The 13,637-nt window shown below is 45.8% G+C and carries 11 protein-coding genes; 5 read left to right on the forward strand and 6 right to left on the reverse strand.

All coding sequences use genetic code 11. The annotated features are described in order from the left end of the window. Window positions 1-30: 30 nt before the first annotated feature. The 5 genes from IJ23_RS07345 to hemN all read left to right on the forward strand — a co-directional run bounded on the left by IJ23_RS07345 (window position 31) and on the right by hemN (window position 4,738). Window positions 31-648 carry a c-type cytochrome gene (locus IJ23_RS07345; RefSeq protein ID WP_005379248.1) on the forward strand — a complete coding sequence of 206 codons (618 nt, stop codon included), beginning with the start codon at window positions 31-33 and terminating at the stop codon, window positions 646-648. An 837-nt stretch (window positions 649-1,485) separates the two neighbouring features. Further along, window positions 1,486-2,124, forward strand: coding sequence for a class I SAM-dependent methyltransferase (locus IJ23_RS07350; protein ID WP_005379250.1), 639 nt, complete (start codon window positions 1,486-1,488; stop codon window positions 2,122-2,124). After that, window positions 2,124-2,666 carry a Der GTPase-activating protein YihI gene (yihI, locus tag IJ23_RS07355; protein WP_005379252.1) on the forward strand — a complete coding sequence of 181 codons (543 nt, stop codon included), beginning with the start codon at window positions 2,124-2,126 and terminating at the stop codon, window positions 2,664-2,666. Before IJ23_RS07350 ends, yihI begins: the two co-directional genes overlap by 1 nt. Window positions 2,667-2,673: 7 nt before the next feature. Further along, window positions 2,674-3,162: a DUF2489 domain-containing protein gene (locus tag IJ23_RS07360; protein WP_005379254.1), complete on the forward strand. Its 489-nt coding sequence runs from the start codon at window positions 2,674-2,676 to the stop codon at window positions 3,160-3,162. Between the two features lie 184 nt (window positions 3,163-3,346). Beyond that, window positions 3,347-4,738 carry an oxygen-independent coproporphyrinogen III oxidase gene (hemN, locus tag IJ23_RS07365; RefSeq protein WP_033905898.1) on the forward strand — a complete coding sequence of 464 codons (1,392 nt, stop codon included), beginning with the start codon at window positions 3,347-3,349 and terminating at the stop codon, window positions 4,736-4,738. A 69-nt stretch (window positions 4,739-4,807) separates the two neighbouring features. On the opposite strand, the gene add is transcribed toward hemN, so the two are convergent. From add to glnA, 6 genes are all read right to left on the reverse strand, one after another. Beyond that, a complete protein-coding gene (gene add / locus IJ23_RS07370) occupies window positions 4,808-5,812 on the reverse strand; it encodes an adenosine deaminase (protein WP_033905900.1) in 1,005 nt (334 codons plus the stop codon). 147 nt (window positions 5,813-5,959) lie between these two features. Beyond that, the gene (locus IJ23_RS07375) at window positions 5,960-8,506 is read right to left on the reverse strand and encodes a bifunctional diguanylate cyclase/phosphodiesterase (protein ID WP_025768297.1); all 2,547 of its coding nucleotides are present in this window, start codon (window positions 8,504-8,506) and stop codon (window positions 5,960-5,962) included. Window positions 8,507-8,608: 102 nt separating this feature from the next. Beyond that, window positions 8,609-10,012 carry a nitrogen regulation protein NR(I) gene (gene glnG, locus IJ23_RS07380; protein ID WP_033905903.1) on the reverse strand — a complete coding sequence of 468 codons (1,404 nt, stop codon included), beginning with the start codon at window positions 10,010-10,012 and terminating at the stop codon, window positions 8,609-8,611. Between the two features lie 57 nt (window positions 10,013-10,069). Beyond that, the gene (gene glnL, locus IJ23_RS07385) at window positions 10,070-11,116 is read right to left on the reverse strand and encodes a nitrogen regulation protein NR(II) (protein WP_017821940.1); all 1,047 of its coding nucleotides are present in this window, start codon (window positions 11,114-11,116) and stop codon (window positions 10,070-10,072) included. Between the two features lie 132 nt (window positions 11,117-11,248). Continuing rightward, the gene (locus IJ23_RS07390) at window positions 11,249-11,830 is read right to left on the reverse strand and encodes a DUF4124 domain-containing protein (protein ID WP_033905904.1); all 582 of its coding nucleotides are present in this window, start codon (window positions 11,828-11,830) and stop codon (window positions 11,249-11,251) included. Between the two features lie 195 nt (window positions 11,831-12,025). Then, window positions 12,026-13,435, reverse strand: coding sequence for a glutamate--ammonia ligase (gene glnA, locus IJ23_RS07395; protein ID WP_005379275.1), 1,410 nt, complete (start codon window positions 13,433-13,435; stop codon window positions 12,026-12,028). Window positions 13,436-13,637: the final 202 nt, after the last annotated feature.

The following is a 13,637-nucleotide window of genomic DNA, read 5'->3' on the forward strand; positions in this document are numbered from 1 at the left end:
CTGGAAGCTTGATAATTATAATGGAATGTCATGAAGAAATTAGCGCTAATTTTGAGTCTTTTAGCCAGTTGCTCAGTATGGGCCCAAGGTAATATTGAGGCTGGTAAAGCAAAATCACAAACCTGTGTCGCCTGTCACGGAGCAGATGGCAACAGTGCAATAACAACGTACCCGAAACTCGCAGGCCAACACGCTAAGTATCTTGAGAAGCAGTTAAAAGAACTTAAGCTAGGCATGACAAGTGGTGGTAAACAAGGTCGTTACGATCCTGTAATGAGTGGTATGGCAATGCCACTGAGCGATGAAGATATCGCAGACCTATCTGCTTACTACGCTTCGCTACCAGTTTCAGAAAACTCAACACCTGAAGATGTAGTAGCAAAAGGCAAAACGCTTTATACCGCTGGTGATGCCGAGCGTGGCCTAACCGCATGTATTGCATGTCATGGTCCTCGTGGCAATGGTACTGAGCTTTCAGGTTTCCCGAAAATTTCTGGTCAGCATGCTGACTACATCAAAGCTCAGCTAGAAAAATTCCGTGATGGCGACCGTGGTAATGATATGAATGCCATGATGCGCGACATCGCGAAGAAAATGACAGACGAAGATATCGAAGTGCTGTCTAAATACGTTGGCGGTCTGCACTAATATACCTAAATCGCTCAAGATCCTGCATCTTGAGCTGGTTGGGTAGATGTCCCTACATCGTTCGAGCAACTTGTACAAAAATGCCCTAGTGAATCCACTAGGGCATTTTTGTTCGTGACAGATATCACAGTCGAGTTTGGATGCGAAAGCGATAGTTGGCTCGGCAGTTTGTGAGACATTTGCCATACTTGATGTTGGCTTTTTCTTGTTAGTGTTTTTAAGTTTTTGATTAAATGATAATTTTGATTTTTTAGAAAAATAGGCGGATTTTTTTTCAACCCATTACTTGTGAGCATAACGGGATGGCGTAAAGTAGAAGTCGTTCACAGGGGGTGAATGTAAGGATTTAAGACTACGGTTTAGGTCTCCAAGGATGTAGCTCGGATGCTTGGTGATTTAGAAAGGGATTTAGATAGGTAGGGAGCCTATCAGATAAGGATGGTCATCTCGTCTGACGGTTAAGACAGTGAAACGGATCAGGCACAGGAAGTTGCTCAGTAGACAGGAAGTAAACGGATAGCCAAAACTCATCAGGAAGATGAAAAACAACTCTTTTTGGCAGGGAAAGCTCTAAAAACAAAGGGATCATTGGTGCACCAAATGTGTGCAACACAGTTTCGCCAATTGATGGCACTTAGAAAGCGACAGTCTGACTGTCGCTTTTTTTATATCCGTTGACTTGCTCAGCCGTAACTTGAATTGAGATTACTGCACTTATTTAGCTTTATAGGTTGTAAACAAAGTTTTTTAACAAAAATTGCTGAAAAAATACTCAACAACACTCCAATCCGAGTTCACTTTCTGGTATGTTTCGCATCCCTGTTTGAGGAAGTCAGCATGCATACCTGTCCTTTATGCCAAAATCAGCGCACTCACCATTATTTTGAAGATAAGCGTCGTGAATATCTTCAATGTGAGCAGTGCAGCTTGGTATTCGTAAATCCAGACCAACGTTTGGATGCGGAAAGCGAAAAAGCTCACTATGATTTGCATGAGAACAACCCCGATGATTTGGGTTACCGACGCTTTTTGTCGCGTATTGCTGACCCGATCACAGAGCGAATTTCTCCACAATCAAATGGTATCGACTTTGGTTGTGGTCCTGGCCCAACGCTCTCCTTGATGCTGGAAGAGGCGGGGCACAACATGGCGTTGTACGATCTCTACTACCACCCTGATACGTCGGTTTTAGAAAAAACGTACGACTTCATGACAGCAACAGAGGTGATAGAGCACCTCTACCACCCAGATTTGGTGTGGAAGCAATGGTTGAATTTAGTTAAGCCAGGGGGCTGGATAGGCCTGATGACGAAAATGGTCATCGACGTGGAGGCTTTCAAATCATGGCATTATAAGAACGATCTCACTCACGTAGTGTTCTTTAGTCGTGACACGTTCCAGTTCCTAGCAGAGCGGGATAAGCTCGAACTCGAATTTATTGGTAATGATGTAATTTTACTGAGGAAACCCCAGTAATGAGCCGTAGTAAAAAATCTAGAAAACCGGGTGCCGCTGGTGCACCTGAGTTTGTTGTAACTCGTAACCGTACAGAATCTGATGTGGAAGGCCGCTTACGCAAGCGTGCTAAAAAGCGTAAAGGTCTGAAAACGGGTAACCGTAACTCAGAAGTTAACGAGCAGAAAAAGCAAGCTGCTGCACAAAATCGCGACCCGCGCTTAGGCAGCAAAAAGAAAATACCTCTGATTGTTGAACCTGCGAAGAAAATGACGAAGCAAGAGCGTCGTTTGTCGGCAGAGCAAGAACTAGAGATGCTAGAAAATGACGCGCAATTGAACGTGTTGCTAGACCGTATTGAAGCGGGTGAAAACCTGGGCACAGGTCTACAGAAATTCGTCGATGAGAAACTCGATCGCATTGAGAAGCTAATGGACCAACTAGGTTTGTTGGAACCTGAAGAAGAGGAAGACTTCACTGCACCTGCTGAGAAAAGCACGCGCAACGATGATGACTTGCTGGCAGATTTCGACGACATTAATTTCGACGACTATAAAGGATAATTAAGCTATGAATGTAACCTTATTAGCTATTGCTGGTGTTGTGATTATCATCGCACTCGCTTCTTATGCAGGTTACCTTCTGCTTCAATTGAAAAAGCAAAAGGAATTGCAGCTGAAGCATCAAAAATTGGCGATAGACAAACGTAACGCCAACATTTTTGAGAATGTGCATACCTTGTGTCAGGCGGGCATTCAAGGGCAGTGCGATTTATCTGAAATCAGTATCCGTGTGTATAACATCATGGATTATGTACAAGGTGAAGACCGCGTTGATTTCGATAAAACGTACCCTGCGATTTCTGAGCTTTACCACATAGTGAAAGATATGGCGCGTGGCGAAGAACGCCAACAACTTGCCAAGAAAGAGCGTATGCAACAGAACTTGACGCGTCATAAAGCGGAAAGCCGCCTCACTGATGCGATTATTGAGGAGCTCAAAGTGTTGCAGAAAAACGTCCAGCCACTGAATAATCAAATCAATATTCAGATGATTTAAGCGCGACCCCCAATAGTCTCCTTATGGCTAATGGGGGTATCGTGATCACGCTAGCACTTCTTTAGTTTTATACTTAAAAAGCCAGTCGGCGTTGCCACGCTTGTCATCGTCGTATGGCAAAATAGCGGCTCTGAATATCGGGTGACGGCTTTCGTTGCCCTAGCATTTAACGGAAAGTACCACCATGTCGAATCAACACACTGAATCGAAACAGCAAATAGTCTGGGATCAAGCGGTATTGGATAAGTACAACTATTCCGGGCCTCGTTATACGTCGTACCCAACGGCGCTGGAGTTTCATGAAGCGTTCACCATTTCTGATTATGATATGGCATGCACTCAATACCCAGAACGCCCATTATCGCTGTACGTACACATTCCGTTCTGTCACAAGCTTTGTTACTACTGTGGATGTAATAAAGTCATTACGCGCCACTCGCACAAAGCGGATGAATACCTCGACGTGCTTGAACACGAAATTCGTCAACGTGCTGCATTACTTGTTGGTCGCACCGTGACGCAATTGCATTTTGGTGGTGGTACACCGACGTTTCTCTCTGAAAAGCAAATCACGCGTGTAATGAGCCTGCTACGCCAAGAGTTTACTTTTAGTAGCGATGCTGAAATCAGTATCGAGGTTGACCCGCGTGAAATCGAGCTGATCATGCTGGATCATCTGCGTAGTGAAGGCTTCAATCGCTTGAGCATCGGTGTTCAGGACTTCAACAAAGAAGTGCAAAAACTGGTGAATCGTGAGCAAGATGAAGAGTTCATCGTTGCGATGGTTGCGCGCGCAAAAGAGTTAGGCTTTCGTTCGACGAACCTAGATTTGATTTACGGTTTACCGAAGCAGACCAAAGAATCTTTTGCCAAGACTCTAGAACAAGTGCTAGAGATGCAGCCGGGCCGTCTATCCGTGTTTAACTACGCGCACATGCCACAGCTATTTGCAGCGCAGCGTAAGATTAAAGACGAAGACCTGCCAAAGGCAGAAGAGAAGATGGCGATTCTGCAAGACACCATCGCGACACTGACCGGTGCTGGCTACCAATTTATCGGTATGGACCACTTTGCTTTGCCGGACGATGAACTTGCTGTTGCCCAGCGCGAAGGTATTTTGCATCGCAATTTCCAAGGCTACACCACACAAGGTGAATGTGACTTGGTTGGCTTTGGTGTTTCTGCAATCTCGATGATCGGCGATGCGTACGCGCAAAACCAGAAAGAGCTGAAGAAATACTACGCTCAAGTCAACGAACTTCGTCACGCTCTATGGAAAGGGGTCTCTCTGGACTCCGATGATTTGCTCCGTCGCGAAGTGATTAAGCAGCTGATTTGTAACTTCAAGTTAGACAAGAAAGCCATTGAGTCTGAGTTTAAAGTGAGGTTTGAACAGTACTTTAAAGAAGATTTGCAGCTACTTCAGACCTTTATTAACGATGAGCTGGTGGAAGTGGATGATAATGAAATTCGTGTGACGCTGCGAGGTCGTTTGTTGATCCGTAATATTTGTATGAGCTTCGATAAATACCTACGAGCAAAGGCACGTCAGCAACAGTTCTCTCGTGTTATTTAATCAGAGATACAGATTCAAGATATAAAAAATGCCAGCAGATGCTGGCATTTTTTTATGTTTTCGCTGGATTTAAGCGCGATCTTTTACTTTTTCTCTCAGTTCCGATTTTTCTGCTTCTGAAAGGAACGCAATCTCAAGGCCATTGATTTGCGCTTGGCGAATCTGGTCTTGGCTCAGGCCAGCGGCTGGTGCCGCTACTTCGTATTCGTATGGCAGTTCGATGCCTTCAACCGCTGGATCGTCAGTGTTCAAACACGCAAGAACGCCATGCTCTAGGAACTGCTTGAGAGGGTGGTTTTCTAGCGTTTCTACCGTACTTGTTTGGTAGTTTGACGTCAGGCAAGATTCAATACCAATGCGGTTTTCTGTTAGGTAATCCATCAGTTTTGGATCGTGAATCGCTTTTACGCCGTGACCGATACGAGTTGCGCCCAGCTCATTGATTGCTTGCCACATGCTCTCTGCACCTGCTGCTTCACCAGCATGGACCGTTACCCCAAGGCCAGCATCGCGTACTTGCTTGAAGTGAGACACAAAGCGATCACCCGGTTGGCCTAGCTCGTCACCCGCAAGGTCAACGGCAACGATGTGATCTTTCTGGCTCAGAATGCCGTCCAGTTCTTGTTGACATGCGTCAGTACCAAATGTACGACTCATGATACCGATCAGGTTGGCTTTCACGCCAAAATCGCGCATACCCGCTTGCACACCGTCCACGACGGCTTCAACAACCCCCGCTACTGGCAGTTTGTGTTTCATCGCCATGTAGTAAGGAGAGAAACGCAGCTCAGCGTAATCGATTTGTGCATTTAGCGCGTCTTCTACGTTTTCGTACGCGACACGACGACACGCATCTAGATCGCCCAGTACCGCAACACCCCAGTCAAGCTTAGAAAGGAAAGCAACAAGAGAGGGTTCCGCTTCGACAATTTGAACGTGAGGAGTGAGAGACTCAATATCGTACGCTGGTAGGGCAATGCCAAACTTTTGGCCTAGCTCAAGAATCGTTTTAGTACGAATGTTACCGTCGAGGTGACGGTGCAAATCAGTAAGAGGAAGGTTCTTCGTTATCATTTTGTCGATCCGGATAGTTATGAACTGGAACAGGGCCCAAACATCATCTGTGACAATACATGGGTAAGATTTGCAGTTAAGTATAAATAACAGTTGGGTAGATTGTCAGTAGAGGATGACTAGGAAATCAACGATTCTCGCTCTTTTCTACTTCATGTTCACCAAATGTGTTGGCCATTCTTCTAGTGGCATAGGGCGGCTGTAGTAGAAGCCTTGCACCTGATTACAGCCTAAAGAGCGGAGTAATTGTGCTTGATTGCTATCCTCGACACCTTCCGCGACGACATTAGTTTTGAGACCTGCTGTGATATTGATGACGGCAGCGACGACTGAACTGTTTAAGTTTTCTTGTGTGAGTTGATTGATGAAGGTGCGATCAATCTTCAAGCAGGTAAACGGCAGAGAGTGGAGGTAACCCAGTGATGAGTAGCCGGTGCCAAAGTCATCTATCGCGATACCAATACCCATTTCACGCAGTTTAGTCATATTTTCTAGTGTGGTCGGTGCGCTATCAATGATACGTGATTCTGTGATCTCTAGTGTGAGGTTACTTGCTGGTAATTTCGTGATATCCAATACGCTTGTCACCGTATCAACAAAACTTGGGCAGGATAGTTGATTAACAGAGATATTCACATGCAGTTGGAAGTCCGACGGCCACTGTTTGCTTTCGATCGCTTGGTAAGTGTCGCGACAAGCTTGTAACAGAATCTGTTGGCCGATGGCTTTGATCATGCCGCTTTCTTCAGCAATTGGAATAAAATCTAATGGTGACACCATACCTGAGTCGCTATGCCAACGCGCAAGTGCTTCGGCGCCACACACTGTGCCACTGACGAGATCCACAATCGGTTGGTAATGAGGAATAAACTCTCGGTTTTCAATGCCAGTTTGGATCTTGGTCAGCATTTGTGTACGAAACTTTGAAGCGCTCGCTAGTTCTGGGCTGTAGTGACAAACACCAGTCAGTGAGTCTTGTTTAGCGTAACTTAATGCGATGCTGGCGTTGCGTAACCATAAAGGCATGGTTTCGTTTGGCTGGGTTTGTACAATACCAAGTGAAATCTTCATCACTACATTCTCGCCTTCCACCATAAATGGGGTGGAAAAGAGTTGCTGTAATCGACGCTCGGTTTGTTTAATTTTGGTTTCAGTGTCGACATTTGAGAGAAACACCGCGAACTCATCACCACCAATCCGAGCCAATAATGCGTTGTCACGAAACTGCTGTTTTAACCTTTCAGCGATGCTGACCAACAGCTGGTCGCCGTTGTGATGACCCACACTGTCGTTGATATCTCTAAATTTGTTGATACCAAGTAAAAATAAACTGCCGTGACAAAGATCAGACTGATTTTCACAGATTTCGACCAAACCCTGACGACTATATAAGCGTGTTAGAGAGTCATAAACCAACTGTTCACGCAATGCTTTGAATGAAGCTCTTAGATTGTTCGCCATTTCATTAAAAGCATGAACCAGTACGGTTGTCTCATACACATAACCAGGCTTTGGCATGCCGCTATCCCAATCCCCATTTGCCAGGTGCTGAGCGGCGGCGGCCGTCGCGTTAATTGGTCTGGTAACTCGGTTGAAAATGATCCAACTGATGGCGATACCAAATAGGCTTACAATAATGCCAACGAGCCAGCTCTCTTGCTGGCTTTTTGGTAACAGGCCGAGAAGCTCAGACTCCGAAATGGAGGTGCCGATAAACCATGTTAAGCCGTCTTGGTCTCGATACGGGGTTAGCCGACTGAAAATACGTTGGCCATCATGTTCAAATGAAAAAGTATAAGGTTGCTTGGTGTTGTTGAGATCGAAAGACCGGACTCGGCTCGCACTGATTTTGATGATCGGGTCTGCGTTTTCAGCGGCAAGCAAACGCTGCCCTTTATCCGAAAATTTTGTGCCCCATGAGATGACGCTTCCCGGGCCTGAGTGAGCGATTAAACGATGATCTGGGTCCATGATGTAGACCGACGCTTTAGTGTTGTATTTTAACTCGCGCAGGAATTCGTTGAATGTATTGATACGAATGTCTGTCACCAAAACACCAGCAAATTGGTCGTGTTTGTACACCGGCGTCATGGCTGATAGCGTAATATCCTGGCGTTCATCAGCATTGGTATAAATTTCAGACCAAGTGGCGTTTTGGCTCTCTGCAACGGGCTTATACCATGGGCGAGTGCGAGGATCGTATTGGGAGATAACCGTTCGAATGTTGTTACTCACATGGTTGGTTCCATAAATAACCAGATCACCATCGGTGTGGCGATCTTGCACCATTAAGGTGTAATCGTCGGAAAGTTCGCGGCGAAAGCCTGCAAAGTCGCCGTTTTCTGAACCAAATGCGATTACATCCAACTGCGGTATCGATTGGTAAAGATTTTTGAATGCACTTAGCAGGTAGTTTTGAATGTCTGAGGTATCGTGAGGGCGATAAAGGTTGTGATAGCTGACGTTGTGCGCGAGAGCCATAACCGCAGTAAAAGGCTTACGTAGATAGCTATTGAGGTGGTCGTGGACACTTTCGGTTAACACGGAAAGTTGCTTGTCACTGATATCCGTGACCACTTCTTCGTAACTTTGTTTTTGGACGTAGACAATGACACCGATCGCCAGTAAGAAGATCATGACAAATGGAATCAGAACAGCAGTACGCAGTGTAATTTGAGTCGTAGCAGTAGACATCGCCTAATCACATAGATGGTGGTGCGCCACAATTGTACTGATGTTTTTATTAATATCGAGTGACAAACGACGCTCGTTGTTAACGCACCACGTAAGTGATTGTCAGTACAATTCTTTTAATTTTCTGGTGAGTGTATTTCGCCCCCAGCCTAATACTTTAGCGGCATCTTGCTTATGACCTTTAGTGTGCTCTAAGGCTGCTTCTAATAAAATGCGTTCAAATTCTGGTAAAGCGTAAGAAAGTAGTTCTTTATCTCCTGCTGCGAGTGAATGCCGTGCCCAATCCGCCAATTGTTCTTGCCAACTACCATGTGCAGAGTCTGAAATGGATTTTTTCTCTTCGAGTAGTTCGCTTGGCAAGTCATTTGGTAACACTTCGCTACCACTGGCCATAACGGTTAACCAACGGCAAATATTCTCTAATTGACGAACGTTGCCAGGCCAATCAAGGCGGTTAAGAATCTCCACGGTCGATGGGTGGAGAGTTTTTGTTTCCACACCAAGCTCATCAGCCGCACGGATAAGAAAATGCTGTGTAAGCTTTTCAATGTCTTGCTTACGCTCACGCAGTGCCGGGATCTGCACGCGAATCACGTTTAAGCGATGAAAGAGGTCCTCACGGAAGTCACCTTCTTGCACCTGCTTTTCTAAGTTCTGGTGTGTTGCCGCGACAATTCGTACATCGACACTGATCGGAGAGTGACCGCCCACTCGATAAAACTGCCCGTCAGCTAGAACGCGTAGCAAACGAGTTTGAATGTCCAATGGCATGTCGCCGATTTCGTCTAAAAATAGAGTGCCGCCATTGGCTTGTTCGAATCGTCCTTGACGAACATTGTTTGCCCCCGTAAACGCGCCTTTTTCGTGGCCAAACAGTTCTGATTCAATCAAGTCTTTGGGAATTGCCGCCATATTGAGCGCAATGAAAGGTTTGTTAGCACGTGGACTGTGACGGTGCAGTGCATGAGCAACGAGTTCTTTACCCGTGCCCGATTCACCGTTAATCAAGACTGAAATAGAGGAGCGAGAAAGACGACCAATGGCGCGAAACACCTCTTGCATCGCTGGTGCTTCACCGATAATTTCAGGCGTTTCTGCTGGAATGTCTTCTGGAGAGAGCTGCTCGCGTTTGTTTTCGTGGCTGTGTGCAATGGCTCGTTCAACCAGAGTTAAAGTTTCATCAATATCAAAAGGTTTTGGTAAATATTCAAAAGCACCTTTTTGGTACGCATTCACTGCCGCATCTAAATCTGAATGCGCGGTCATGATAATCACGGGAAGGTCTGGGTAATCGCGCTGTACTTGCTTTAGTAGCTCCAACCCATCAATACCTGGCATGCGAATGTCTGATACTAGAACATCCGGCACTTCGCGTTCGAGCGCCATTAACACGCTTTCTCCATCGGCATAGGTTTCACATTTGATGTTGGCAGAGGAGAGTGTTTTCTCCATTACCCAGCGAATTGAACTGTCGTCATCAACGACCCAAACATATCCTTTACTCATGTAGTAATCCTTGCAGCAAACCGAAAAACTGACGCGACTTGAAGTCCATTAGCGCACTCAGATCGGCAGATAAATAGTAAATGTTGTGTGACCAGGCCAGCTTTCTACGTCTATTTTTCCATTGTGCTGGTCGATCAAATTTTGCGAAATAGATAGCCCTAATCCAGTTCCTCCCTCGCGGCCACTGACCATGGGATAGAACAGCGTGTCTTGTAGTTCCGGTGGAATACCTGGGCCGTTGTCTGTGATTTCGACACGAGCAGCGAGTTTACAGCGTTTGCCGTGAATATTGGCTTGATGCACCGTTCTGGTGCGAATGGTTATTTTCCCGTGCTCTTGATGGCTAAGAATTTGTGCGGCGTTGCTGACGATATTAAGCATTGCCTGCTCGATTTGGTCTGTATCCATCAAAATCTCTGGCAAGCTTGGGTCATAATCTCGTTCAATGATGATTGAGCGTTGTGACTCTAATTCAACCAGTTGGCGAACCTTTTCAAGAATTTGGTGCAGATTCTCTTGTGTCTTCTTACCTGGCTTTTGCGGTCCTAGTAATCGATCCACGAGCGCCCTTAAACGGTCTGCTTGCTCAATGATGATGTGTGTATATTCGGTGAGAGAGGGCTCTGGCAGCATTTTTTCTAGCAATTGCGCCGCACCGCGTAAGCCGCCAAGCGGATTTTTAATCTCATGTGCAAGCCCTCGGACTAACAGCTTCGCTGCTTGTTGTTGGGCGTGTTGGTTCAGTTCTTGAGAGAGTCGGCGCTGCTGATCAATTTTGCGCATCTCGACCAGAAGCATCAACTGCTTTTGCCAAGTGATAGGGCTAACCGTCACCTCTAGCATTAAAGGGCGGCCATCAACAACGAAAGTGACGTCACTGTCGGTGATGCTTTGGCCACTTTGCAACGGTTGAGTGAGCAGCGCGAGATCCAGCGACGCATGCTGAATCAATTGAGAAAGTGATTGTTCAATAATTCGTTTGGCGCTTTGAGAAAACAGCAATTCGGCAGCCGGATTGGCATAACGGATGGCCAATCCATCATCAAGAATCAGCGTTGCTGTCACCATATTGTTGAGAATGGCACTAGGAAGACTGGTATCCACATTACGTCCTTGTTTTGCTTTAAGATTGTGCGATGCACAATAATGGTGCAATTGAACGTTAAGTATGGCGAATAAATCTTAGAAGAAAAAGTGAAAAGCACCGCTGAGATGTGATTTTTTTCACCAGATATTCTATTTTGCCCCTTTTACGGTCGGCTTAACACTTGCTCTATGTAAATGCACCGTTATAGGGCTAGTAGATGCAATAAGCTTGCCGCTTCTTTTCGCGTGCACAGCAAGTGTGTGAGTGCCTCGGTCAATATTGTTTAACTGCCACACTATATGGCTTTGTGGCGCACCATAAGGTTTTCCATCGAGTAACAATTGCAATTGCTCACCGATACCAAGCTTGCGATTGGTTTCTAATTGAATATTGATGATGCCTCGATTGCTGCGGATGGTCTCGTTGTGCTTGGGAGTCAGCATCGAGAGTTGTAATAGAAGAGGCTTCTCGGTTGTTTTCTCTGGCTTGTTTTGTGATGCAGTAGATGGCGTAGTCTGAGGTGCGAGCGATTCAGTACTTTCTACCTCAGGAGCTGGTGCGCTGGCTTCAAGGTTTGGCAGTGCGATCGCTTTTGCTCCTTTGTTTGGCGTATCACTAAAGTGAACCACGCCATTTTCATCTACCCACGTATACGCGACCTGCGCGAAGGCGATAGAGGCGATTAACAATCCGCTGAGTGCACACAGTGATGGAATAAGCTGAACTTTCATTGCTCACCTTCTCTTGTTCGATGATTTCACGTTTCAATGGCTTAGCTCTTTGACCTGTAAGGAAAAATTCTAAGCGTATTTTTATTATCCTCTTATGTTAAACGTCGAAGCTTGACTGGCGAATACAAAAAAGGCCCGCCTGCGAGGCGAGCCTAATATTTTATTGCTGTGTTTACATTTTACACAGTGTCGACCTTACACAGAGTAGTAAAGTTCGAACTCAACAGGGTGAGTTGTCATGTTCACACGCTCTACGTCCTGAGACTTAAGGTCGATGTATGAATCGATGAAGTCGTCAGAGAATACGCCGCCCGCTGTTAAGAACTCACGATCAGCATCTAGCTCTGCTAGTGCGTCTTTTAGTGAGTATGCAACAGTTGGGATTTCTGCTGCTTCTTCAGCTGGAAGATCGTAAAGGTCTTTATCCATCGCTTCGCCTGGGTGGATCTTATTCTTGATACCGTCAAGACCAGCCATAAGCATTGCTGCGAAACATAGGTATGGGTTCGCCGCTGGGTCACCGAAACGAACTTCGATACGACGTGCTTTCGGGCTTGGTACCACTGGGATACGGATTGAAGCAGAGCGGTTACGCGCTGAGTAAGCTAGCATTACTGGTGCTTCGAAGCCTGGTACAAGACGTTTGTACGAGTTTGTTGATGGGTTAGCGAATGCGTTGATTGCACGAGCGTGTTTGATGATACCACCGATGTAGTAAAGCGCCATTTCAGATAGACCGCCGTACTTGTCACCAGCAAATAGGTTTACGCCATCTTTTGCTAGAGACTGGTGAACGTGCATACCGCTGCCGTTGTCGCCAACAAGTGGTTTAGGCATAAACGTCGCTGTTTTACCAAACGCGTGAGCAACGTTGTGTACAACGTACTTGTAGATTTGGATTTCGTCAGCTTTGGTTGTTAGCGTGTTGAAACGAGTTGCGATTTCGTTTTGACCCGCCGTTGCCACTTCGTGGTGGTGCGCTTCAACAACAAGACCCATTTCTTCCATTACTAGACACATAGCAGAACGGATGTCTTGAGATGAATCTACTGGAGCTACTGGGAAGTAACCACCTTTAACGCCTGGACGGTGACCTTTGTTACCTTCTTCGTAGTCAGAACCTGTGTTCCATGCCGCTTCTACGTCGTCGATTTTGAAGAAAGAGCCTGACATGTCTGTCGAGAACTTCACGTCATCAAATAGGAAGAATTCTGGTTCAGGACCGATAAGTACAGTATCTGCAACACCTGTAGAACGCATGAAGTCTTCAGCGCGTTTTGCGATAGAGCGTGGGTCACGGTCGTAGCCTTGCATTGTTGCAGGCTCTAAGATGTCACAACGGATATTTAGTGTTGCGTCTTCCGTGAATGGGTCAAGCACAGCAGAAGATGCGTCAGGCATCATTACCATGTCTGATTCGTTGATACCTTTCCAGCCAGCAACTGATGAACCATCGAACATTTTACCTTCTTCGAAGAAGTCTGCGTCGATTTGGTGAGCAGGGATCGAAATGTGCTGCTCTTTACCTTTTGTATCAGTGAAGCGTAGGTCAACAAACTTAACTTCGTTTTCTTGGATCAGCGATAGAACGTTTTCTACTGACATCTTGGATAACCTCCAGTGTTAATAAGCGGTAAAAGCTCGATTTATGAATTATTCATGAAACCTGGCATTGATTAATCAATTTGACTTTTCATTAATCGATGCTGTTTTAACTAAAGCCAAAACCGTGCCAAAAAAAATATTCCATTAATTTCAAGCAATTGTGTTTTTGAATGCTAGTTTGGTGCACTTGCTTGCACCAAAA

The sequence above is a fragment of the Vibrio sp. OY15 genome (assembly GCF_000742455.1).
GTDB lineage: Bacteria > Pseudomonadota > Gammaproteobacteria > Enterobacterales > Vibrionaceae > Vibrio > Vibrio alginolyticus.

Coding starts and splice junctions, on each gene's coding strand:
- add (WP_033905900.1), bottom strand. CDS start 5,812: ATGATAACGAAGAACCTTCCTCTTACTGATTTGCACCGTCACCTCGAC.
- IJ23_RS07375 (WP_025768297.1), bottom strand. CDS start 8,506: ATGTCTACTGCTACGACTCAAATTACACTGCGTACTGCTGTTCTGATT.
- IJ23_RS07345 (WP_005379248.1), top strand. CDS start 31: ATGAAGAAATTAGCGCTAATTTTGAGTCTTTTAGCCAGTTGCTCAGTA.
- yihI (WP_005379252.1), top strand. CDS start 2,124: ATGAGCCGTAGTAAAAAATCTAGAAAACCGGGTGCCGCTGGTGCACCT.
- IJ23_RS07360 (WP_005379254.1), top strand. CDS start 2,674: ATGAATGTAACCTTATTAGCTATTGCTGGTGTTGTGATTATCATCGCA.
- IJ23_RS07350 (WP_005379250.1), top strand. CDS start 1,486: ATGCATACCTGTCCTTTATGCCAAAATCAGCGCACTCACCATTATTTT.
- glnA (WP_005379275.1), bottom strand. CDS start 13,435: ATGTCAGTAGAAAACGTTCTATCGCTGATCCAAGAAAACGAAGTTAAG.
- glnG (WP_033905903.1), bottom strand. CDS start 10,012: ATGAGTAAAGGATATGTTTGGGTCGTTGATGACGACAGTTCAATTCGC.
- IJ23_RS07390 (WP_033905904.1), bottom strand. CDS start 11,830: ATGAAAGTTCAGCTTATTCCATCACTGTGTGCACTCAGCGGATTGTTA.
- hemN (WP_033905898.1), top strand. CDS start 3,347: ATGTCGAATCAACACACTGAATCGAAACAGCAAATAGTCTGGGATCAA.